Raw genomic sequence first — 23,004 nt, 5'->3', positions numbered from 1 at the left:
CGGCTACGACCGCCCGAGCTTCCACGGCACGGCCCGCGCCGTACCCATCGAAAGATCCGCCTTCGCGGCAGGAACCACGGCACCGGCCTTTCCGGTGCCAAAGAAACTGCTGATACGCGCGGCCGACGCGCCAAACCCACGCGCGCCCTCGATCGCCCGCTCGAGCGGGTGGCGCTCGAGCTCCGCGTCCACGTAACGGCTGGTCAGGACGTGCCAGTTGAGCACGCCGGCCATGTACAATCGCTGCTTCTCGACGTATCCGAGCACGGCATCGCGGGCCGCCTTCTCGAGCTTGAACTCGTCCAGAATGCGGGGCAGCTCGGTCGCGACGATGTGCTCGAACTCGACGATGCGCGCCGTGAGCATGTCATTGACGACCTCCTTGGCCCGCTGCGCGTCGCATTCGAGGAACCGCTCGACGACAAGCACGAAGTTACTGAGCTCGCCCTCGAACTCGATCTCCTTGCGATACGAATAGAGATCGTTGGTCCACCCGCCGACGTCGGCCGTGGTGTTGTCGAGGCTCCGCATCGTTCGGGTGCGGAAGACCTCGGCCGGGACGACGTCGCCGAGCGTGAGCTTGGACAGACCCATCGTGAGATCGGCGCCGAACGTCTTGCGGCGCATCTCGACGTAATCGACCGGATCCGGGATCCGGTTCTGGGTCTGGTTCAAAAGCTCCCAGAGCCAGCTCTCGCACATGGTCTCGATGCTGCGGCGGAGCGTCCGCCTTGCGTTCATCGACATGGGGGACGCCGTGCGAATCCAGAGATCGAGGAGGCTGCTCTCCACGGGGTTCTCGGGCACCGGGGCGCCGGCGCAGTCGAGGGGCATGAAGAGCGAGAGCCGTGCAACGAACCGCTTCGCGCCCGCCATGTCCCGCGTCGCGCCGAAGACGAGCGGGAAATAATCATCGCCGTACGTCCCCCAGGTCAGCCAGCCCGAGCTGATATCGAGCTCCTGCGGGGACGCGTCCGGATGGATGCCCGCAGCGCACACGGGGAAATCGAAGCCGATGAGCCTGCGCTCGTCCCAGAGCCCGGAGCCGAAGACGCCCGGCACCACGTCGAGCATCCCGAACTTGCGCGCCCACTCGACGGTGTTCCGGCGCGAGGCAGGCAGATGCGGGCTCAATCGGAGCTTGAACGGCATGTAGATCTTCGGGAGCGGCATCCGCCCCACGGGCCGGAACGGCGTGTGGGTGAGCGTCTTGATCCGCTGCAAACCGAGCGCGCCGGGTGTGAGCTTGATCCGGAGCGCCGAGGTGCCGAGCCCCGTCGGCCCACCGAGGAAATCGGGCACGGACGCGGATTTGTCCGCGTTTTCGTTCATGTAGCGGCTCGACCGCATGTGCCATTCGTGGCCGCCGGATTGCCAGTCCTGGAGCCCCTTCACGTACTTGGCGACATCGAGGGCTTGCGCCGGCGAAAGCCCGTACTCCGCGCAGAGCGCCGGCACCTCGACGAGCGCCGTGTTCTCGAATTGATGGAGGCGCGACGTCAGGATCTCGTTCGTCAGATCGGCCGCTTTTTGCGTGGGGACACCGAGGAATCGCTCGAGGACGAGCACGCAGTTGGCATTCTCCCCCTCCTCCTCGACCTCGCGCTGGTACGAGAACAGGTCATTGCGCAGGTGGACGCCGTCCGAGAACGTGTCGCGCAGGACCTCGAGGGGGCGCGTCGCCGCGACGGCGGCCGGGACCTCGGCGCCGACCGCGATCTCGACGAGGCCCGCGGACCAGGGCGCGCCGCCGACCTTGCGTCGCATCTCGACGTATTCGACCGGGTTCGCGACGCGGTTCTCCTGGATATTGGCGAGCTCCCACATGCACTCGAGCAGCAGGTTCTTCGTCGCTTCGAGGAAACGCTCGCGCCAGTTCACCGAGGTGAGCGGGACCGTGCGCGCCCAGAGGTCCGCGAGCGCGCGCTCGACGACGTTCGTCGGCTCCGGCGGCGTCCCCGTGGGCACCACGGGCATGAAGAGCGGCAGGCGATCGAGATACGCCTTCGCGCCGGACATGTCCTTGGTGCGCTTGTAGATTTCGAGGAAATGGTCGTCGAAGAAGAACACCCAGACATACCAATCCGTGATGAGATCGAGCTCGGCCGGGGGTGCGTCGGGGTGGGTGTACGCGCAGAGCAGCGCGTAGTCGTGCGCGTCGAGATCTTGCTCGGTCCAGATGGGTTTCCCCTGCGGGTTCTCCTCGAGGATTCCCATCTCATAGGACCAGGCCTTGGTATGCACGCGCGCCCCCTCGAGGTGGGGATTGATGCGCGCCGGATACGGCATGTAGAAGTCGGGCAGCGTGAAAGGTTGCATGTTCGCTGACTTCTCTCGCGCGTCGTTGACATTCACGACGCGAGCGACGGTGACCCGCTTGTTTTGGCGGTGTGTATCCCGGACACACCTCGGCCGATCCGCACGACGTGCGGCGACGCGCCTGTAAGGTTCGACCATACAGACCGTTCAGGATCTTCCGGACGAAAGCGGATCTAGATCAGTCGGTTCAAGCAAGTAAATTGAAATGTGACCGTCCGTGACGTTTTTTTGGCGCACTCCTCGGTCGAGCGCGGTGGGCAGCCAGATCTGCCTTGATCTTCGCAAGGTTTCGCGCCACGCCGTTTGTCCGCGGATGTTTGTCCATCGCCCGCGGCCACTCGTTTTTAGACGCCTGTGGCGCGTTTTTTTCGCACAGATCGCCTTCATGAGAACTTCCCTACCTTTCACCCGACTTTCCAGACAAATCATCGGGGTGTCTACATGGTGACACGCAGTGCAAAGTAATAATTCATACGTTAGGGCGGGCGTCGACGGGCCATCGGACTTCACTTCAGCGCCGCAGCGTCGGCTCGAAGGCCGGCGCTCGCCGCGCCTTCGTGCTTTGCTCGAATGCGAATGCCATACCAAGGAGCTCCCCCTCGGAATATGCGCGGCCCATGAATACGAAGCCGAGGGGCAAGCCGTGGCTATCGCCCATCGGCACCGTGATGCTCGGCGTGCCGGCGACGGCCGCGACCGCATAACTCTCGCCCACGAAATGATCCCCGAGGACGTGATCGGTGAGCCAAGCCGGGGCCATGCTCGGCGCGACGACGGCATCGAGCTTGCCGCCGTCGAGGATCGCGAGCAGGCCCTCCTTGCCCGCGAGGCGCCGCGCGGACTCGCGCGCTTCGAGATACTCCGCATCCGTGAGCGGCCCGAGCGCCGCCGCCTTCTCGAAGAGCTCCTGGCCAAAAAACGGCATCACGGTTTCGGCGTGGGCCTCGTTCCACGCAATGAGGGCCGAAAGCGATGCGTGCGGCGCGCCGCTGCGACGCAGATACGCATTCAGCCCATCCTTGAACTCGTACAACATGACCGTGAGCTCGGGGTTGTCCCAGCGGTGGTAGGTGGCCATCTCGACATCGACCACCTCGGCGCCCTGCGCCCGCAAGGTCGTGAGTGACGCTTCGGCCGCCCTGTCGACGTCGGGGTGGTATCCCATGGCCTGACGAAGCACACCGAGCCGCTTTCCTTTGAGCGCGCCCGGCTTCAGGAACGTCGTGTAATCGGTCGGAAGCCCGCCTTCCTTCGGCGCGGCCGGATCGGCCGGATCGACGGCCGCGAGGGCGCTGAGCAAAAGGGCCGCGTCGGTCACGGTCCGGGCCATCGGCCCTGCGGTGTCCTGCGAGATGGAGATGGGAATGATCCCGCTGCGGCTGACCAATCCCACCGTGGGCTTGAGCCCCACGAGGCCATTGACGGCCGAAGGGCAGATGATGCTGCCGTCGGTCTCGGTGCCGACCCCGATCGCGCCGAGGCTCGCGGCGATGGCCGTGCCGGCGCCGGAGCTCGAACCGCAGGGATTGCGGTCGAGCACGTACGGGTTTTTCGTCTGGCCCCCGCGCGAGCTCCAGCCGGATGTCGCACGGGTCGACCGAAAATTCGCCCACTCGCTGAGATTGGTTTTTCCCAGAATGACGGCGCCGGCCGCGCGAAGGCGGGCGACGAGAAAGGCGTCCTCTTTCGGCCGATGGTCGGCGAGCGCCAGCGATCCGGCCGAATTCACCATGCCGGCGACGTCGATGTTGTCCTTGATCAAGACGGGAATGCCGTGCAGGGCGCCGCGCACCTTCCCGGCCCTGCGCTCCGCGTCGAGGGCCTCGGCGTCCGCAAGCGCGCGGGGGGAGAGCTCGATGACCGCGTCGAGCCGGGGCCCGGCGTCGTCGATTTGGGCGATTCGATCGAGATAGGCCTGCGTGAGCTCCCGCGCGGTGAGCGTGCCTTTGACCATACGATCCCGCGCGTCCGCCGCGCTGAGCTCGACGACGTCGGTTCTTTCGCGGGCGACGGTCGACGCATCGGCCGGCCGGGCGCCGCTCTTCGCCGCTCCCCCGTCACATGCCCCGACGCATGCAACGCCGAGCAGCGCCGCGCGCACCATCCATTGCACGGTCTTCATTCCTCGGCTCCCGCCTGCACGAACATCCCTTGCGCCTCCTTCACCGCCGCGCCCCGTTCCCGCGCGAGCAGCGGATTCTCGCGGAGCGCGGATTCCAGCGAAGCCTTGGCCTCACGCGCGGCCTGCTGCTTTTCTTTTGCATCTCGCGCGGCGCTGACGCGCAAGAGGGAAAGGGCCCCCTTTGCCGCGAGCGCCGTCGCCATGTTCGGATGGATGGCAAGCGCCTTGTCGGCCATCACGCGCCCCATCGTCAGATCCTTTTCGGCGTTTTTCCTCCGCCCGAGGAGCCAGCCGGCGCGTAGCTCGTAGATCTCGGCCAGCGCCTCGTAGACCTGCGGATTGGCGCGCTCCTTGTCGAGGACGGGCAGGAGCGGCGCGAAGGCCGCGCCGAACATCGCGGCATCGGCGTTTCCCTTCGCGAGGGCCCAGCGAAGCGCAATCGTCTCCGTGCGCGCCTGCTCGACGCGGTAGTCCACGTCCCAGGGCGATCCCTCCGCGCTCTTGCGGAAAAACCCACGCGCCGCCTCGACCGCCATCGTCGGGTCCTTTCCTTGTCGCAACAGGTAAAGCGCCCGCGTCATGGCGACGAGCCCCCAGAGCTCGTCGTTCGCGGAGGAAGGCGCGAGCTGTTCCTTTTCACGGAGAAACGCCTCGGCGCGCTCCAGGGAGGCGCTCGGATCCTGGCCCGCATTGCATGCATGAGAAGCACGGTGCAAGAATGCCCAGGCCGAGACGTGCGCCGCGTCCAGCGGATTGTGTTCCTTCACGGCGGCGACGGCCTCGAGCGCGCTCGCCACCGGCGCCTCCGGCGAACGCCCATGTTCCACGAGGTGCAGAGCCTTCTGCAAATGTGCGTGCGCCTTGTAGAGCGCCGGGTACGTGAAGCTCGGGTTTTGCGCGAAGGCTTGATCGCAGCGGGACGTCGCGCGCTCGACCGAAGGGCTCGGATCGACGCCTCGCCAGTTCTCGCTCCTGGCGCGCTCCACGTACGACGCGCACACCTCGTTGTAGGGCCAGAGAAAGCCCGGATCGAGCCGGATGGCCTCCTCGTGCGCCGCGATGGCGCGGTCGCTCACGTCCCGCGCCTCGAGCCCTCGGTTCATGCGGTGCAAGAGCTCCATGCGGTACGCGGCGCCGACCAGGTAATGTGCCATCGGATCGCCCGCCCGGCGACGGGCCGCCTCCTCGGCGCGATCGATGGCGACCCGGATGATCGCCTCCGGATCCTTCTGCCCGGGCCCGTTCATGACCTGCCACGCGAAGGCGTTCTGCGCGAACGCCATCGTCAGGCGTGCCGAGCCGCGCTGCGGGTCCGCCGCGAGCGCCTTCCCGCAGGCGCTCACCGCTTTCTCGAAGCTCGGGCGCAAAAGCTCGGGCCGAGCGTCCGACGCGAAGACGACCTGGGTCCAGAGCTCGCACTCGGCTTCGTGCACGGCCGGATCACTCCGCGCAATCGAAGCGGCCTCCGCATAGGCCGCCGCCGCCGGCTCGAACGATCGCATCATCCTGTCGTAATCGAACGCGGCATCCCGACCGAAACGCTTGCCTTCCGCGAAATGCGCGTCACCTTCGAGCTTTTTTGCTTCGTGGAGCCAGGGTGATTGCGCGAACGCTTCGCGCGCCTTCGCGAACGCGACGTCGTTTTGCCCCTCGTGGAGCGCGATGAGCCCCTCCACATACGCCGGCGACGAGAGCCGCGCCCCGAGCGCCGCGCGCAGGTGGGCGAGGGCGGGCGATTTGTATTCGGCGTCGATCGCCGCGAACCTCGCCTTCTTGCGCGCTTCGTCCTGGATCCGCTTCGTCTCTTCGAGGGCCTTGCGATAGAGCTCCACGAGCACGAGGCCCATGGCATAACGGAGCTCCGGCGGCGTGTACCCGGCGGCCTCGGCGCGGCGCAGATGGGCGAGCGCCTCCTCGGGCTCCTGGAGCGCCAAAAATCCCCGCCCGAGCGCGTAATGCCCCGGCCCCTCCCCCGCCCGCCCGAGGGTCGCCATGCGTGCCTCGATGTCCCGCAACTGCTGCCGCACGATGCTCCGCTCCCGCTCGATATCGTGCAGCGGGAGGCTGTACGCACGTGACAGGAAGAGCTCCATCTCCTTCACGTCCTCGCCGAGCTCGCGCGAGAGGGCCGTCTGCTCGGCCAGAGCTTGCCGTTGCCGGATCCAGAAGACGCCGAACACCAGGAGCACCACGAACAGCGCCGCCCCGAGCGCGACGCGCACCTTGTGCCGCCGCGCGGCCTTGAGCAGGACGTACCCGAGCGACGCCCGGCGCGCCAGCACGGGCTTGCCGTCGAGGAACCGCTGCAGGTCCTCGCCGAGGGCCAGGGCCGACTCGTATCGCCGCCCTTGCTCCTTTTCGAGGCATTTCATGACGATGGCCTGGAGGTCCTCCGGGACGTCCGGGCGAATCTTCCCGAGCTGCGGGGGATCCTCGGTCAGGAGCTTTCGCATGACCGCGAGCGCATGGGAGCCCTCGAACGGGGGCCGCCCCGTGAGCAGGTCATACAGCGTCGCGCCGAGCCCATACACGTCGGTTCGCCGATCGAGCGTCTCGGCATCGCCGCTCGCTTGCTCCGGGGCCATGTACGCGGGTGTCCCGGCGAGCGAGGCCGTCACCTGGATCGATTTGCCCATTTCGCGGGCAATGCCGAAATCCATGATGTAGGGCTTGTAGGCTCCGTCCTCGCCTTGCTCGACCATGATGTTGCCGGGCTTGACGTCGCGATGGATGATTCCCAGCCGGTGCGCCTCGTGGAGCGCCATCGATACCTGCTGGACCGCGCGTACCTTTTGCTCGCGAGTCATCCGTTCGCTCGCGCAATCGAGCGATTTGCCCGCGATGTATTGCATCACGATATAGGGGCGATCGCCGTCCGTCCCCACCTCGTGGACCTTGCACGCGTGCTCGTGCTCGATTCGCGCCTGCGCGCGCGCCTCGCGCAGGAGCGTCCGGTTCGTCTCCAGGTCCGCCTGGTGAAGAAATTTGACGGCGACGTCGCGGCCGAGGTGCCGATCCTTGGCGCGGTACACGGAGCCCATCCCACCGGAGCCGAGGAACTCGAACTCCCCGAAACGCGTGAGGAGCCCCAGCGGAACGCTCGGCGGGCCCGGCGGCGCGCTCGACGGCGTGGCGTCCGGCTGCGTGGTCTCCGGAGCTGTAACAGGAGTCACAGAACGCACTTGAACAGCATGACCTATCGTCAAGGGGGCACACCATGGGACCAAGGTCCCATGGTGTAAGGGTTGCAAGAACCCTACCGTAACGTTCGGTTCTGGATGAGGCCCAGGCCACAGGCGCCGGCTGTATCGTAATTATATTTACGATTGGAAGCGCCGACCAGGGGACCCAGCGCCGAGCAGAAAGAGTAGGAGATCATGCTGTCATTTCGCTTGCTCGAGGGGGTTGTCCTTGGAACCGTGCTCACACTCATCGGCTGCGGCACCGCGGTGGATCCGGGTGATTTCGTGGAGTCCCAGGCGCTCGAGCCGCAAGGCGGTTCCACCAAAGGCACGGGGGGCATGAACGGCCTGAGCCCGGCCGACTACCACGCGAACGTCACCGCGCTCGTGAGTGCGTTGGGTGTCGCCGCTGCGGATCCACAGAACCCGTCGGCAGTCAACCCCGCGATCGAGGCGACGGGACTGCTCGCCACCGAAGGCGGGCGCGAGGTCTTCTCCTACGCCGCGCGATGCACGCTCCCGGCCGGGACGCAGCTCACGAACGGGAGCGGCGTCTACACGGGCGGCGGAATCCTCACCACCACCGGGTCATGGCCGAGCGCAGGCCTCACGACGTCCCAGAAGGAGGACGCGCTCACGTGCATGGTGACGCACCTGAACCCGTTCGGCGCCCACGTGCCGTTTTTCCTCTCGGGGCCCAGCATCGCCGGGACGGAGAGCTCGGACGCGCAAGGGTTCACCATCGAGGAGGCGATCTGGCAGGTGAAGCTCGAGGGCCCGAACCAGACCCCGATCTACTACGCCTGGCCCCGCGTGGACCTGCTCAACACCTGCGGGCTCGTGACATCGCTCACCTGGGTCACCCGCATCTGCGGCTCGGCCCTCAACACCTGCGGCGTGCAGGTGCGCTACGATCGCGCCACGGCTTGCACCGGCTCGGACGGGATCTTCACCTGCAACGGCAAGCCGGCCGTCCAGACCTCGCTCGAGGAGAGCGACCTGTGCATCCTGCACCTCAACGTACTCGGCATCGGCCTGCTGTAGCTTCGTTCGAGGCGCGGGCTGATGCCTGCATGTCTCGGCGTCCGAGGACTCCAGACCTCAAAGGAGCGTCAGGTGATCGAGGCCGGCCTCACGACGCCGCGCTCGATGTCCCGCCCGCACGCCACGTCCCATTGCGACGTCCGGCGCGTTTCCTCCTGAAAAGCCGATGCTCCGGACGGCGCGGGGACGATGGCCGTCCAGCCCTGCGCCCCCTTCCCTGCCCCTCTCCCTCGCTGTAGCCTCCCAGCTCCAAGGCCCAAATCGCCGTTTCATCGGCTGACGAGCCTACGTGGGCGCTCATGACGTCGTTCAAGTATCCCCGAGACATGCTCGCGCCGCTGAAGGCGCGCTGGTACGAGTGGGCCCGGCAGGAAAGCGAGCCTCCGGCCTTGCCGAGCGACGACAAGCTCGCGCTCTTGCTCGAAGTCGCATACCACGCGAGTTACACGGCGGACGAGCGCCGCGGGACCCAGTTCCGCGCCGTCGTTTGCAGCCCCGACCTGCGGGAATCGGAGATCGATCATCCGCTCCGGATCGACCCGCCGCGTGGCTTCACGCCCCACGAAATCATGCGCCTCGCGCCGGCCGCCGACGCCGCGAAGGTCATGCTCGCCGTCGATCCCGGCGGGGACGAGCCGCTCATCTGGGGGCTATGCAATGGCGCGGACATGCAGCTCACCGTCTCGGTGATGGCGCCCGGCAAGCTCTCCGTCGGGCGCAACATGCGCAGCCTCGTGGCCCTGGAAGACGGGCGCATTTTCGAGGAAGGGGAGCGGCTCGGCGTGTTTCAATCCGTGGTCGAGGCGCTCTCCGAGGCGACCGACGCGTTGTGGGACGGCGTCAACTGGCGCGGGGGATCGTGGTCTCCCCAGGTCAATTACCCGGCGCACCTGCACGACATCCTCTCGACGATCCGGAAGCTCGGGCACGGGGGCACGGTCCTCGTCGTCCCCGACCGCGAATGCAAGTCCCTCTCCTGGCGGCAGCTCCTCAAGATCAAATACCAGTGCCAGGACGATTCGGTCTGGCCGCTCTTGCGAAAATCGGTGTTCCAGTTCGACGAGGATTCCCCGGGGCGCGGCGCCATGGAATTTCAGTATGCAGAGGACAAGGCGCGCCGCTTGCTGGAGCGGCTCCCCGGTCTCACGGCGGTGGATGGGGCGCTCTTGATCACGGACCGATATCGGGTGCTTGGCTTCGGGGTCGAGGTGCTGGCGCAGACCGAGCTCGAAACGATCTTCCTGCCGGACGGGGCATCTCGGAGCGTCGAGGCGTACGGCACGCGGCATCGCTCCGCGTTCCGCTTCTGCGCGGCGTACCCGCGCGGGGTCGCCTTCGTTTGCTCGCAGGACGGCTCGATCAAATGCGTACGCAATCGCGACGGAAAGGTCACGCTGTACGAGTGATGCGGTGTATCCGCAGGGAGGTGCTTCATGCGAAAGGGTTTGCTGGTATCGCTGTTCGTGCTGATCGCTGGCTGCACGCAGGGCCCGGATGAGCCGGGCCCGAATGAGCCCGTGGAGCAAGACGAAGCGTTCCACCCCGGCCTTCAATACGCAGGGGCAATCGCGATCGGGAACGCGGGCCAGCCGAGCATCGAGCTCTCGGCCCCGCTTTTCCCCGATTCCGTCGTGTTCCAGCAGTTCCAGGACGCGAGCCTCTATCCCACGCTCTCCGATGCCGATCGCGACGCGCTCCTCGACGACATCCGCACCTTCGAGCAGCTCGTGCCGCTCTGCGCCGCCACGCATCCGGCCATCAAGCAGCAGAGCCCCGGCGGGCCGCCGCTCACGCCGGCCGAAATCGCGACCAATTACGACGAAGTGGCGCGCTGCGGGTACGAGGATTACGGCGCCAAACCTTACTGGGTCCCAGAGCACGTGAGCGACGTCGACATCTGCTCCGCGAAGCTCGGCGACGATTGGCGCCTGCCGACCGAGGCCGACGTCGCCACATTGCAGGAGAGCGACTTCGCGTTCTTCCAGTCGACGCTCGCGGCCCAGCCGGGCCAGGACGAGTTCCCGGTCCACTTCTACTATTCGCTCGACGTGTACGTACGCGGCAATGACGGGGCGCTCGCGCTCGGAAACCTCGCGCCGCAGACGGACCACGTCGTGCCCCTGCCCGTCTCGGGCGCCGCGATGAACGAGCTTTACATCGGGAATGGCAAACCGATTGGTCTACGCTGCCTCCGGCTCCCGAGCCCCGCGCCTTGAGGTCACGAATTCGGGACCTTGAGCTTATTTCGCACCCATATTCCCACGAGCACGCCGGGCGTCGCGAGCAGCGCGAGGAGCCTCGCCATGGATCCCGGGCGCGAGCCGTCCCAGTCTCCTTCCATGACGCTGAAAAGCCCGCCGATCAGAGCCGCGCTGTTCACGACAGCGACGAGGATGCCCGCCGCCATCGCTTTCGTATTGCGGATCGTATACTCGCGCCGCCGAGCGACCGCCCGCTTCCATTCTTCTTCCGGATCCAGGGCGACCTTCGCGGCGCCCCCCGCACGTTCGTCCGCCATGTCGCACGTCTAGCACGAACCCATGCGCGCGGGAACCGGTCCACGCGCTGACGAGCGAGCTCAGGGAGGCCATCCGCGGGGCGCGTGGGATGCACCTCGGGGTGCTATGCTCCGAGGGAGGGGGCGAAAAAATGGTCGCGCCGGACATCCTGCTCATCGGGCACGTCGCCCGGGATCTGCTGAGCGCCGATCCGAACGACGGCTACCGCCTCGGGGGCACGGTGAGTTTCGCCGCCGTCACGTGCGTGAAGCTCGGGCGGAGGCCGACGATCCTCACGTCGGCAGCGCCGGGGCTCGACGTCTCCGAGCTGCCGCGCGAGGTGGAGCTTTACGTCCTCCCCTCGGAGGTCACGACGACATTCGCCAACGTTTATACCGACGCGGGGCGTATCCAGCATTGCAGCGCGCGGGCGCGACCGATCACCGCCGCCGATATCGATCCCTCGTTGCGCCGGCCGCGGGCAGCGCTGCTCGGGCCGATCGCCGACGAGATCACCCCCGACGTGGCCCACGTTCTCGCCGAGGAAACGCTGGTCGTGGCCACGCCGCAGGGATGGATGCGGCGCTTCGACGAGGCCGGGCGCGTCCATGGCAAACCCTGGGAGAGCGCGAGCGCGATTCTCCCGCGCGTGGACGCCATCGTGCTCTCGCTCGAAGACATTGGCGCCGACGTCCGCCGCCTGGATCCCATGATCGAGCAGGTCCCTCTCGTGGTCCTCACTGAATACCGGGACGGGAGCACGCTTTACCGGCGCCGCGACGACGGAACGATCCTCGTGACGCGAATCCCGCCGCGCCCGGCTCGGGAGGTCGATCCTACCGGCGCCGGGGACGTCTTCGCGACGGCATTCATGATTCGTTTCCAGGAGACCCTCGATCCGGTCGAAGCAGCGCGCTTTGCCAACGTCACGGCGTCGTTCGGCGTCGAGGCGGTCGGCGTGACCGGAATTCCGAGCCGCGAGGCGGTCTTCGCATATATGCGGGAGAACCCATTCCGAGATGGCGCGCACGGCTGACGTATGGCAAGACAGGGTTCCGCCCCATGACTCGCCCCCGCCTCCTCGCGAAGCGCCCGATCCTCCTCGCTACCCTCGTCCTCGCGGCCGTCGCCCTCCTCGTGCTTTTTCTGCCCCCTTCGAGCCTCGCCACGCCCGCCTCCTGCAACAAGCCCGAGATCGTCATCCGCAAGAAGGACGCCGCGCTCGATCTGCACTGCGGTGGAAAGCTGTTCCGCACCTTCTCGGCCACGTTCGGGGCCCAGCCCGTCGGGCAGAAAGAACGCGAAGGGGACGAGCGCACGCCCGAGGGGGTTTATCGCATCGCGAGCAAATCGGAAAGCGAGCGGTTTTATCGATTCCTGGGGATCTCCTACCCCGGGCCCGAAGACCTCGCGCGGGCGAAGAAAAACGGAATCGACAAGCCGGGTGGCGGCATTGGCATCCACGGGACCAAGCCGAAGCTTGCGGCCCTGGCGCGGGCATGGATCCGGCTCTCGAGCGCGACCGGGCTCGGGCAGGTCTGGGGCCCGACGGACGGCTGCATCGGGCTCGCCAATGAAGACGTCGTCGTGATCTATGCCCTCGTGCCCGTCGGCACGAAGGTGACGATCAAGCCTTGAGCATGCGAGAAGGAGGGCGCCAAGGGCCCCCGAGGATCCCCGGGAAAACCTTCGAGCGCCCCCGGACGTGAGAGCGAGGCCCGATCAGTGCGCCGTGATCCAGCTCCGGATGGGCTCCCAGAAGAGCGCTTCCGCGTCGTAGCCCTGGAAGATGTCGGTGTGACCGATGTCGAGGAGGCGATACTCCTCGGGGTAATGCTGGACGACGTGGCTCGACACGTCCTGGCTGCCGAGCAGCGTGGTCGTGTAAATGCCGGCCGCGCCAAACCCGCCGCCGGCGCCGACGTAGAACGTCGGGACCGTGATGTCGGCGAGGTGATCGTCGAACGGCACGTCATCCTGCGGATCGTCGCAGGTGGCCGCGTCCGCGTCCGCAATCATGGCCCAGGGCTGCCAGGGTTTGGCGCGGGCGAGGACGTCGAACCAGACGGCCGGATCGGCATACGCGAGATCCTGCACGCCGGCCGCGTCCCAGAGGCCCCCCGTGAGGTGGTACGAGGGGACCGGCGGCTGCGGCATCAAGAGGAAGGTGGCCGCGCCGAGCGTCATGGCGGCGTGCTCGTTGTCGAGCCCCGGGAACGCGGGCGACGGGCCCATGGGATCGATTTGAGCGAGGTAGCCGAGCGGCCCGAGCTGCCCTCCGAGATTGTTTGCGTATTGCCCCGCGGCGACGAGGGCGCGCTGGTCGGCCCGACGCTGACAGGCGCCCGCGCGGAAATCCGGGTCGTCGGTTTCGAGATAGATGTCCACGGGAATCAGGCCGCCGACGTGGCGCAGACCTGAGGGCCGCTGGGTCTCGGCGCCCGCATACGCATACGCGAGCTGACCGCCGCGGCTCCAGCCGAGCAAATGCAGGCGGCCGTGCCCCTGGCCCGAGAGCGCGCGGACCACGCGGGCGACGCCGAGCGCCGTGCCGATGTCGCGCACGTCGCGCTGAAAACCCCAGTTTTGCATGAACGAGAGATTGGTCTCGCTCGCGGGGACGCGGGTCCAGCCGAGATCGACGCCCCAGACGTCGATGCCGTGCGAGGCGAGGTGCACCGGCAAGCTCGCCCCGTCCGGCGAAGGGCCCGCGGCAAGGAAGGCGGACTCGAAATCCCAGGCGTCGCCATGGACCATCATGACGGCCTTGCTGGTGGGTGCGGGGACGTTCGGCGCCGATTCGCGCACGACGCGGTGGAGGCCGATGACGTCGTAGGTGCCGGGGCCGACGCGGAGATCGACGCGGTATTCGACGACGTCGCCGACGAGGACGCGCCGCGAGACGGCGGCGGAAAGGCTTTTCTCCGGCGCATCGCAATCGGCTTCGTTCGACTCGCAAGCAATGGCGAGCGCGCGGGCCAGGCTCGGTCCGGCGGCGGCGGTCGAGGAAAGCAGAGCGATGGGCGCGACGGCGAGAATCGAAGAAATGATGTGTCGGATCAAGATGTTACCTCTCGGTAGGATGGCGCGGGCGCCCTTGGCAAGAACCGCGCCGAGGCCAGGGGAGGGCAGCACTCCAGGGTTCCAGGGTCTCGCGGTTGTGCAGGGTTTGCGCGAACTGTGCCAGATTGCGACAACGCGCCGGACATCGACGGCAGGATCGTTTTCTGCGAGGATCTTGTCATGCCGGTGGTTCAATACATCGTCATCAATCGCGAGATTCTCGCACTCGGACCGGGCGTGCTCGCGAGCCAGGCCGCGCATGCCTCCATGGCAGGTTATCTCCTCGCCGCCGAAACGGAGTCTGCGCGCGCCTGGGCGAATGGCACGTTCACGAAGATCGTGCTCGCCGTCGAGACGGAAGCGGCGTTGCGGGAGGTCGGAGCGGCGCTCGCCGCTGCCGGCGTCACGCACAAGGTGATCGAAGAGAGTCGGCTCGGGGGAAAGGCCACGTCGCTGGGCGTAGCGCCGCTCGAAAAGGCGGAGCTCGGCAAGGTGCTCGGGCACCTCACGCTGCTTCGATGACGGACGTCATCGACGAATACGCCGTCCGCTGCCCGAGGAATCGGCAGGCCATTCTGGAACGGGTTCGTCGATTGCGAGACGTCGGCCCTGGCTGATCGCCCACCCGACGATTGCAGCTCAAGGAACGGAATTCCTCCGCTGCCCCGGTCCGCCCCGCTGGCGCGTACCTTCGAACTCCACCAGCAAGTCGAGCATCTCGACGAAGCGGTCCATCCGTGCGGCTTGCTCCTCGAGCAACCGGGTGCGTGTCACGAGCTTTCGTGCGATCAATCGGTTTTTCGCAAACTTGGCTTGCTCGATCGCATGATTGAAGCGCCGCAGCGTTCCCTTGAGCTCCTCGACGATCTCTCTCTGTTCCTGCCAGTCCGCTCGCAACTGGGAGACGAACCCCGCGTGCGCTTGTTGCCGGGCGAGCGCCTCCTTCGCGAGGACGTCGTCGCCGGCCTCGCTGGCCTTACGAGCACGTTGCTCCCATTCCTTGGCAGCTTCTACCTCCTGCTCGATCTGCTTGAAGAGGCGCTTCTCGTCGGCGATGGCGACCGCCGTATCCTTCTTGGCCTCGATCAGCGCCTCGGCCGCCTGGATGATGAATCGATTCAGGAGCACCATGGAGGGCTCGACCGTGCGCCCCAGGTATCGCTCGCGTACGCGCGAAATCGCGTACTCGGACCATCCGAGAGAAGCTCGCGAGCGGCGCCAGCCTCCATGAGCAGCTTGTCGGCGTAGCCGCGGAGCCAATCGAGACCGTCGTTCAAGTGATCACGCACGTCGTGGAAGACCATGAAACCACCCTCTCAGGATTGCGCTGCAAGCGAAGGCGCGAGCTCGACCTCGATTCCGAAGTGATCGGAGATGAACGTATCCTCTTCGTCGATCGGCTCGACGCCGACGAGCGTCGCCGCGCGGGGCGAAAATGCGCGGCTGCGCAAGAACACACGGTCGATGCGCTTGTGGGCATGCTCGGCGTGCATGACGTAACGCATGAAGTTGATGTTCGTGTCGACCGTAAAGCCCGGACGATCCCCATGCAACGCAGGCCATACATCGACGAACGTGGGATCGAGCGCGGCGTTTTCGGCCGCGGCGTCCGGCGCGAAGTTCATGTCGCCCGCGAAGACCACGTCGGGGCTCGATGCCGCGAGGTAAGGTTGGATGATGCCGAGCTGGGCAACCCGCGTGGCCGTGCACTCGGACGTACTCTCCAAGTGAATCGTTGCGACGGTGAGGCCACACGAAAGCTCGGCCGAAAGGAGGCGTCGCCCCATTTCCGTCGGCAAATCGAGCACGACGAGGCGTCGGATGGGAATCCGCGAAAGCAAGAGGACGCCGTAGCGACTGAAGGTGCTGCCATCGACGTCGGAGATTTGATAACCGGCGCGAACCCAGGGGGCCTCGACGATGGCGGCGAGGAGCTTCTGGGTCACCTCTTGCAGCACAATCACGTCGGGGCTCCGTCGGGAAAGCTCCGCGAGCAGCGCTTCCTGCCGCACGCGGAACTTGTGGGCGCCAAACCACACGTTCCACGTGACGAGTTTCAAGGGGCGGGCAGCAATACGGGCCGGAGGAGCGGCGGCCTGCCATTCCCCTCGGGTAAACGCGTAAGGCTTCATGACCGTGGGGCTTTCCGACGACGACATGGCATACCGTACCACCGTCTCGGGTGGCCGCCCAGAACGAGCAGCAAGGACTCCCGCCGTCGTGCAGACGTGGTAGCTTCCGGCGCACGCCATGTTGTCCTCGTCGTTGCACCGCATCTGCCACGAATCCTGGGAGCTGATACAGGTCTTCCGCGGGCCCACCATCCCGCGCGAAGGGGAACTGCTCCTCCTCGAGCAGAACGGGCAGGAGACGAAGTTCCGCGTCATCCGGGTGATGTACAAGGCCGCACCGGGAGGTGAGCTCCTGGCGACCGTGTTCGTGACCCCGGCTTGAATGGCGGACGGACCGACCGATCAGAGCGCGAACCGCACCGTCGTCGCAGCGATGGCGCCGATTGCAACGCCCGCGAGTAGCCAGGCCAGGCGCGAGGGCCGCGGAGATTCGCTTTCGCCGAGCGGAAACTCCACCGCGTGTACCCGCTCCGCCTCGGCGTCGACCAGCAAGACACCGTCCACATCGAACGCGATGCGGTATTCGAGGAGCTGGCGGCGCGTGCCGGGTGTGTCGATCCGCGGCGCCGCGCGGCCCGTCTTCACCTCGGCCACGTAACGCTTGTCGCCCCAGCCCACGAGGTAATCGGCGCGCAGGTCGATCGCCACCGGATCGCCGTCGACCCGCACGCCGTACGAGACGGCCACCTGCCGGCCCAGAATGGTGAAGCCGAGGTCGCGCAACAGGCCCTCGGCGCGAAGCTCGCCCGCCGCGCCTCGCTCGCGCCGAACCGCGATCGTGCGCCGCCGCCAGAAGCCCCGCCACGCAATCCGCGCGGTCTGCACCAAAGCGAGCAGCGCCGCCGCCGCAAGGAGGACGAGCAGGACATCGGGCGGGAGCGCGCGCAGATCCACCTGCGCGTGCATGACAGCAGGCGCCCACGGTGGGCCAACTTTTCGGCAGCGACTTCGTTCGATGCACCACGGGATCTCGAGCGGAACCGCGCGCGGGTTCTACCTTCGGAACGTGGCCCATCGATGAAGGGCGCGTCGATTGTCCCTGGGTGACGTTTCACTTCGGTTGATTTCGCGCGACGATCGAGGTCAGGAGTTTCCCGCTTTTGTAGGAGAAAGACCGAATCGCAGGATCTCGACGTCCGTTGGGAATTTGCGCAGGCGGCCCCCGCCAAGCTCCCGATGCGGGAAGGCAGAATTCTGACAGTCGGACGAGCATACGGGGACTATCGCTTCGTGTATTCTCGTGGGATGCAAGCCGCGGTCGATCGCGGCTTCGTAGCGGAGGGGAAACACGTGGCGACCGTAGGGGAGGTCATCGCCGGCAAATACCGCATCGAGCGGGAGATCGGCCGGGGAGGAATGGGGCTCGTGCTCCTGGCGACGCACGTCGACCTCGAGCAGCCGGTCGCCGTCAAAGTCCTGCACGAGGACTCCGCTTACGACGCCGATGCGATCGCGCGCTTCATCCGCGAGGCGCGCGCCGCAGGCAAAATCCAGAGCGATCACGTCGCCCGCGTGATGGACGCCGGCGTGCTGCCCGAAGGCGGCGCGTACATCGTCATGGAGCTGCTCGACGGGAAAGACCTCGCCGATGTGCTGCATGACGAGGGCCCCCTCGACATCTCCGTCGCCGTGGGCCACGTGCTCGAAGCCTGCGACGCGCTCGCCGCGGCGCACGCGGTGGGGATCGTGCACCGCGATCTGAAGCCCGCGAACCTGTTTCTCGCCCGCAAGCCGGACGAGACGAAGATCGTGAAGGTCCTCGATTTCGGCGTCTCCAAGATGGCCGCGCAGAACACGCCGTCGGCGCCGTCGGCGCTCACGCAGTCGGGCCAGATTTTCGGCTCGCCGAGTTACATGGCGCCCGAGCAGCTCCGCAGCGCGGCCGACGTCGATGCGCGCGCGGACATCTGGTCGCTCGGCGTCGTGCTGTACGAGCTCGTCACGGCGAGCCTGCCGTTTCCCGCGCGCACGATGGCGGACATGATGGCGGCCGTCGTACGCGATCCGCCGCAGCCGCTCGCGCAGGTACGCGCGGACGTGCCGCCCGCGCTCGAGGCGATCCTGGTGCGTTGCCTCGAAAAGGAGCCGAGCGACAGATATACGAACGTCGGGGAGCTCGCCCGCGCGCTCGCGCCGTTTTCCCCGGGAAACGAGGCGCTCGTCGCGCGGATCGAGCGGGTCTCGGCGCGAAGCGGGGCCAGCGGCGTGCCCTCGCTCCCGGCGCCGAGCTCGCTGCGGATCGACGTCGTCGCGCCGGAAGAAGCCGGCGAGACGGAGCATGAAGGCAATGCGGAGGAGCCGCAGGACACCCCGAGCGAGGCGCCTCTTTCCAGATCGCTGGGCAGCGGGCGCGTGTCGTCCTTGTCCGGTCGGTCCTCGCGGTGGGTCGTCCTCGGGCTCGCACCGGCCCTCGCGGCCGCGATCGGGTTTTTGGTGACCCTCTCGCACCGCGCGCCTCCCGCGCCGACGCCCGCGTCCGCGCGCGCGCCCGAGCCTCCGCCGGCCGCGGCGCCCACGGAGACCGCGCAGGTGCTCCCCGCGGTGGCCCCGGCTTCCGCGGCGCCTTCGCCTTCGGCCGCGCGGACCGAGGTCACGATCAACGTCTCGTCCGCGCCGAAGGAGACGCGCGTCTATCGCGGCGCCGAACTCCTCGGGACGGTGCCCGGCCCGCTCGTGTTCGAGCGAGGACAGGCGCCGATCGAGCTCAGGTTTGTCGCGGAGGGATACACGTCCGCCGAGGTCACGGTGGTACCGAACGTCGATCGTGTCCTCGCCGTCGAGCTCAAGCCGACGAAGCCCACGCTGCGCACCCAGAAGGCCGGGACCGGGCCCAAAGGAAAGGTCCCGGGCGACCTGGAGCCCTTCTGATGCGCCGCGCGGGTGCTCGGTCCCCTGCGCGCGTCTTTGCCGCCCTCGTGCTCGCCCTCGCGGCGCCCGCGTGCGCGCCGCTGCCCACGTTGTCGGAGGGCGTTTGCGGCAATTTCGTGGTCGAGGCGGGCGAGGATTGTGATGGCCACGCGCCCGCGCCGGGCTCGTGCGCGCCGATGGGCGCGACAAACGAGTGCCGCTTCGTCTGTGACCCCACGCTCCCGGAGCCCGGGTGCCCGGCTGGCTTCGGGTGCGGGTCCAATCGGGTTTGTCGTCGCGCGTCGGGCACGATCGAGCCCACGGGCGAGCGGGTGGGGTACACCTGGCCGACGTCCTTGCGCGTGGGGGATTTTAATCTCGACGGCGCGCCCGATCTCCTGCTGCTCGGCGCGCCGGACGCCGCGGGACTCCGGCCCGCGCGCGCGCTCTCCTCGCATGGGTTCTCCCTGTCCGAGACGCTCACCGAGCTCCCGTTCGAGATCGCGGCTCCGACCGTCGGCGCTGGGACGGGGGAAGCGTACCGCGACATCGCCTTCGCGGACCGCGAGGGCGTGGCGATCCTGCGCGGGTACTCGGAAGACGCAGCCCGCTTCGCGATGGTCCCTTCGATCATCTTGAGCCAAGGGACATCCGCGCGGCTCTTGTTCGTCGACGTCCTGCCGGATGCGCCGGGGGACGAAATCGTGGCGCTCACCGACTCGGTCGAGAACGGCGCGTTGCTCACGGGAATCGCGGCGGACGGGACCCCTCCCGCCGGGCTCTCGCCGATGCCGGGAGGCGAAGCGGAGGTCATCGGCGCCGTGCCCATGCTCGCCGCTGCGCTCGACGAGGCCGTGCCGTGCAAGCAGATCCTCGTCGCGTATCGCGGGGCCACGACCGTGCCCGTGTTCACGCCTTGCAGGCTGGGCGATTTCGGGGTGGAGTGGAATACGGGAGGCGCGCCCCTCGACGTGAAGCTCGCGCCGGAAGCCCCCATCGATCGTGGGGTCTTCGTCGCCGACGTGGACGTGGACGGGCACCTCGACCTCGTCGTGGGCGCGGGCGGGCAGACGTACGTCGCGCTCGGGCTCGGGGATGGCACGTTCGTCTCGAAAAAAAACGGGGGGATGCCAAACGAGGCGGCGCCGTACATGCTGCCGGAGGCCGCGGGTGACGCCACATTTCCGCTCGCGATGGCGGACCTGAACACCGACGGCCATGTGGATTTCATCGTCCCGCGCGGGATCGTGATCTCTCGCCCGGCGGGGTACGAGCTCGCGTATGGCAACCTCGGGGCGGCCTGGTCCGAGGCGGTGATCGGGCATTTCAACGGCAATGACGCGCTCGACGTCGTGGCGAGCACGGCGGGCGTCGTCGACCTCGATTTCTTGAACAACGCGGGTGACGGCGTGTTCTCCCCGGCCGTCATCTCGACGCATGGCTCCGCGCGGCTGCTCACGGTCGGCGATGTCGACGGCGATTTGCTCGACGATATCGTCTTCAGCGAGCAGAACGGGGAAAACGGGGAGCTCGTCGATCAAATCGCTTTGAGCTTCGGCGTACCGTTTGGCGTGCCTACGTCGGCGGTCGCCGCGGTGGAGGCCGGGTCGGTCGAGCAGATCACGGCGGGTCATTACGTGGGGCAAACGGGAATGAACGCGATGGCGGAGGTGGCCGTCGTCTTCGAGGCCGAGGCGCACAATTCGGACGCGCTGGCGGTGCTCCAGGGGCGGACGTCGCGCAACATCTACCCGGCCTTGCCTTTGCGGGGCGAGGGCAGCTCGTTCTTGCCCATCGCGCTCACGTTCGGGAATTTCGGCGATGAAACGGCCGACATCGCGGCACTCGGCGTGAATCCGGCGACGCGCGACCTGCGCCTGTTCCGCGTCGAGGCCTTCGAGGACGGCCCGCCGGGATTGCCCGCTGCGAGTGAGGCGCTCGATTCGTGGTTTTCCCCCGTGGAGGGGACGGACGCGATCCTGTTCCGTCATGGCGCGCTCGTCGCGGCGGCGGACTTGAACGACGACGGGCTCGACGAGGTCGTCCTCGTCGGAGCCCATGGCGAGCAGAAGCAGGCCGCTGTGATGGTCGCCGATTACGATGAAGCGTCGGCGACCTTCCAGCCCCGCGCCGCGCAGCCGTTCGCCGCGACGCTCTCCATCGACGCGGACCTGCTCGTCGCCGACGTCGACGGTGACGGGCACGAGGACGCGCTCGTCCGGACCGGCTCCCCGGACACGCCGAGCTCTCTCGTGATTCTGTGGGGAAACGAGACGGGGGACCTCGGGAAGGACGCGCAAGTGTCAGCGCCGCTCGACCCCGACGGCTCGGGCGTGCGTGCGCTCACGTGCGTAAAATCCCCGCGGGGAAAGGGGTTCGACGTGCTGGTTGCGAGTGACCAGGCCATCTATCGGTACGAGCTCGACGCAGGCAGGGACGCGACCGCCGCGCCCGTCCAGGTGTTGCCGCTCATGCACGTGCGCGCGCTCGCGGCGGCCGATTTTGATCACGACGGCGTCGACGATATCGCCGTGCAGACGGAGGACGGGTTCGAGCTGTATCGCTCGATCCCGGAGCTCCAATGAAGCGCGTCGTGTATGGTCTCGTCGCGGCGATGCTCGCCTCGGCCTTCGCGGGCCCGGCGCGCGCCGGGGATGCGGTCGAGGAGGCGCGGATCCTGTTCACCGCGGGCGCGCAGGCTTATGAGGCGGGTCGATATGCCGACGCCGTCGACGCATTCCGGGCGGCGCACGCCCTGACGCCGGAACGGCCGACCGTCCTTTTTTCGCTCGCGCAGGCCGAGCGCCGCCATTTCACGGTCGCGCGTGATCCTGCCGTGCTGGAGGCCGCGATCACGCATTTCCGCAGCTATCTCGAGCTCGTGCCCGAGGGAGGGCGCCGCGCCGACGTCGTGGCCGCGCTCGGCGAGCTCCAGGCCATCGCGGCGAGCCTCGAGCAGAAGAACATCGAAGCGTCGGTGTCGAAGGCGCGGCTCTTGATCACGACGCAGACGCCGGGCGCCGTCATCACGATCGACGGCACGGAGCGGACGACGGTGCCCGTGATCGAGGCCATCGCCGCGGGCAAACATGCGGTCGTCGTCTCGGCGCCGGGTTTCATCGGAGAAACGCGTGAAATCGTGGCCGTGGAGGGGGCGATCTTGCCGGTGGAGATCAACCTGCGCGAGCGTCCGTCGTTCCTCGCGGTGACGGCGCCGCGGGGCGCTTCGATCCAGGTCGACGGCCGTTCGCAGGGCGAGGCGCCGCTCGTTTCGCCGATCGAGCTGCCCTCCGGGGCGCACGTGGTCACCGTCGCGAAACGTGGCCACGATCCGCGCACGTTGCGTGTGATGATCGAGCGAGGCGGGACGAACCGCCTCGACGTCTCCCTCGCGACGACCCGCCAGCGTCGCGTCTCGTACGGGCTCGTGGTCGGCGCGGGCGTGGCCTTCGTCTCCGGCTTCGCGCTCGCCGTGAGCTCCGCGTTGCAGGAGGACGCGGCGCAGCGGCTGCTTTCGCGCACCGAGCAGGGGAACATCGACCTCGGCACGCTCGAAGCCTACGAATCGGCGCGCACGTCGCGGGACGTGCTGCGCACCGGGGCGATCGGCTCGTTCGCCATGTCGACGGTGTTCGGCGTGGCCGCCATCGCAACGTACTGGTTCGACAACCCCACGCCCGGGCCCGCGGGGTCCGGGGAGACGGCGCGCATGGAGCGTTTTGCGCGGGTGGTGCCGATGCCGGGTGGGGCGTGGATCGGCGTGGGCGGGCGGTTTTGACGGAGGTCCTCCCCGCCCC

19 protein-coding genes are annotated in these 23,004 nt (G+C 67.5%); 10 read left to right on the top strand and 9 right to left on the bottom strand.

Annotated features, from left to right (window positions below):
* Positions 1 to 3: 3 nt before the first annotated feature.
* The 3 genes from KEG38_RS13165 to KEG38_RS13155 all read right to left on the bottom strand — a co-directional run bounded on the left by KEG38_RS13165 (position 4) and on the right by KEG38_RS13155 (position 7,614).
* Complete coding sequence (locus tag KEG38_RS13165; RefSeq protein ID WP_272419767.1) at positions 4 to 2,319, bottom strand: family 2 encapsulin nanocompartment cargo protein terpene cyclase; 2,316 nt, start codon at positions 2,317 to 2,319, stop codon at positions 4 to 6.
* A 511-nt stretch (positions 2,320 to 2,830) separates the two neighbouring features.
* A complete protein-coding gene (locus KEG38_RS13160; RefSeq protein WP_272419766.1) occupies positions 2,831 to 4,441 on the bottom strand; it encodes an amidase in 1,611 nt (536 codons plus the stop codon).
* Entirely contained in the window at positions 4,438 to 7,614 is a 3,177-nt protein-coding gene (locus tag KEG38_RS13155) for a serine/threonine-protein kinase (RefSeq protein WP_272419765.1), read from the bottom strand. The genes KEG38_RS13160 and KEG38_RS13155 overlap by 4 nt, the downstream gene beginning before the upstream one ends.
* A 204-nt stretch (positions 7,615 to 7,818) precedes the next feature.
* On the opposite strand from KEG38_RS13155, the gene KEG38_RS13150 reads away from it, so the two are divergent.
* From KEG38_RS13150 to KEG38_RS13140, 3 genes are all read left to right on the top strand, one after another.
* Positions 7,819 to 8,667, top strand: a complete 849-nt coding sequence (locus tag KEG38_RS13150) for a hypothetical protein (protein ID WP_272419764.1) — start codon at positions 7,819 to 7,821, stop codon at positions 8,665 to 8,667.
* A gap of 299 nt (positions 8,668 to 8,966) precedes the next feature.
* Positions 8,967 to 10,073 carry a putative sensor domain DACNV-containing protein gene (locus KEG38_RS13145; RefSeq protein WP_272419763.1) on the top strand — a complete coding sequence of 369 codons (1,107 nt, stop codon included), beginning with the start codon at positions 8,967 to 8,969 and terminating at the stop codon, positions 10,071 to 10,073.
* 27 nt (positions 10,074 to 10,100) lie between these two features.
* Positions 10,101 to 10,883 (top strand): hypothetical protein, encoded by a 783-nt coding sequence (locus KEG38_RS13140; RefSeq protein ID WP_272419762.1) that lies wholly within the window; start codon positions 10,101 to 10,103, stop codon positions 10,881 to 10,883.
* Positions 10,884 to 10,885: 2 nt separating this feature from the next.
* On the opposite strand, the gene KEG38_RS13135 is transcribed toward KEG38_RS13140, so the two are convergent.
* A complete protein-coding gene (locus KEG38_RS13135) occupies positions 10,886 to 11,185 on the bottom strand; it encodes a hypothetical protein (RefSeq protein ID WP_272419761.1) in 300 nt (99 codons plus the stop codon).
* A gap of 131 nt (positions 11,186 to 11,316) precedes the next feature.
* Here KEG38_RS13135 and KEG38_RS13130 point away from each other — a divergent pair, with 131 nt between their 5' ends.
* Both KEG38_RS13130 and KEG38_RS13125 read left to right on the top strand, forming a co-directional pair.
* Positions 11,317 to 12,201, top strand: coding sequence for a PfkB family carbohydrate kinase (locus KEG38_RS13130; protein WP_272419760.1), 885 nt, complete (start codon positions 11,317 to 11,319; stop codon positions 12,199 to 12,201).
* 26 nt (positions 12,202 to 12,227) lie between these two features.
* On the top strand, positions 12,228 to 12,803 hold the full coding sequence (locus KEG38_RS13125) for a L,D-transpeptidase family protein (RefSeq protein WP_272419759.1): 576 nt from the start codon (positions 12,228 to 12,230) through the stop codon (positions 12,801 to 12,803).
* Between the two features lie 84 nt (positions 12,804 to 12,887).
* Here KEG38_RS13125 and KEG38_RS13120 read toward each other — a convergent pair whose 3' ends face one another.
* Entirely contained in the window at positions 12,888 to 14,228 is a 1,341-nt protein-coding gene (locus KEG38_RS13120) for an esterase/lipase family protein (RefSeq protein WP_272419758.1), read from the bottom strand.
* A gap of 180 nt (positions 14,229 to 14,408) precedes the next feature.
* Between KEG38_RS13120 and KEG38_RS13115 the strand changes: the two genes are divergently transcribed.
* A complete protein-coding gene (locus tag KEG38_RS13115; protein ID WP_272419757.1) occupies positions 14,409 to 14,750 on the top strand; it encodes an aminoacyl-tRNA hydrolase in 342 nt (113 codons plus the stop codon).
* 117 nt (positions 14,751 to 14,867) lie between these two features.
* Here the strand turns inward: KEG38_RS13115 and KEG38_RS13110 are convergent, their stop codons facing one another.
* The 3 genes from KEG38_RS13110 to KEG38_RS13100 are packed head-to-tail and all read right to left on the bottom strand — an operon-like array spanning position 14,868 to position 16,288.
* Entirely contained in the window at positions 14,868 to 15,359 is a 492-nt protein-coding gene (locus tag KEG38_RS13110) for a PspA/IM30 family protein (protein WP_272419756.1), read from the bottom strand.
* Positions 15,347 to 15,532 carry a hypothetical protein gene (locus tag KEG38_RS13105; protein ID WP_272419755.1) on the bottom strand — a complete coding sequence of 62 codons (186 nt, stop codon included), beginning with the start codon at positions 15,530 to 15,532 and terminating at the stop codon, positions 15,347 to 15,349. The genes KEG38_RS13110 and KEG38_RS13105 overlap by 13 nt, the downstream gene beginning before the upstream one ends.
* Positions 15,533 to 15,544: 12 nt before the next feature.
* Positions 15,545 to 16,288 (bottom strand): endonuclease/exonuclease/phosphatase family protein, encoded by a 744-nt coding sequence (locus KEG38_RS13100; protein WP_272419754.1) that lies wholly within the window; start codon positions 16,286 to 16,288, stop codon positions 15,545 to 15,547.
* 190 nt (positions 16,289 to 16,478) lie between these two features.
* On the opposite strand from KEG38_RS13100, the gene KEG38_RS13095 reads away from it, so the two are divergent.
* Positions 16,479 to 16,682, top strand: a complete 204-nt coding sequence (locus KEG38_RS13095) for a hypothetical protein (protein WP_272419753.1) — start codon at positions 16,479 to 16,481, stop codon at positions 16,680 to 16,682.
* A 20-nt stretch (positions 16,683 to 16,702) separates the two neighbouring features.
* Here KEG38_RS13095 and KEG38_RS13090 read toward each other — a convergent pair whose 3' ends face one another.
* Positions 16,703 to 17,266 carry a hypothetical protein gene (locus tag KEG38_RS13090; RefSeq protein WP_272419752.1) on the bottom strand — a complete coding sequence of 188 codons (564 nt, stop codon included), beginning with the start codon at positions 17,264 to 17,266 and terminating at the stop codon, positions 16,703 to 16,705.
* 384 nt (positions 17,267 to 17,650) lie between these two features.
* On the opposite strand from KEG38_RS13090, the gene KEG38_RS13085 reads away from it, so the two are divergent.
* From KEG38_RS13085 to KEG38_RS13075, 3 genes are read left to right on the top strand one after another with little or no spacing between them, the layout of a single operon-like run.
* Complete coding sequence (locus KEG38_RS13085; RefSeq protein WP_272419751.1) at positions 17,651 to 19,228, top strand: serine/threonine-protein kinase; 1,578 nt, start codon at positions 17,651 to 17,653, stop codon at positions 19,226 to 19,228.
* A complete protein-coding gene (locus KEG38_RS13080; protein WP_272419750.1) occupies positions 19,228 to 21,792 on the top strand; it encodes an FG-GAP repeat domain-containing protein in 2,565 nt (854 codons plus the stop codon). Before KEG38_RS13085 ends, KEG38_RS13080 begins: the two co-directional genes overlap by 1 nt.
* Positions 21,789 to 22,985, top strand: coding sequence for a PEGA domain-containing protein (locus KEG38_RS13075; RefSeq protein ID WP_272419749.1), 1,197 nt, complete (start codon positions 21,789 to 21,791; stop codon positions 22,983 to 22,985). The genes KEG38_RS13080 and KEG38_RS13075 overlap by 4 nt, the downstream gene beginning before the upstream one ends.
* The last annotated feature ends 19 nt before the right edge of the window (positions 22,986 to 23,004 follow it).

This window comes from Polyangium jinanense (genome assembly GCF_028435265.1).
GTDB lineage: Bacteria > Myxococcota_A > Polyangia > Polyangiales > Polyangiaceae > Polyangium > Polyangium jinanense.
This window is presented reverse-complemented; position numbering and strand designations above follow the sequence as displayed.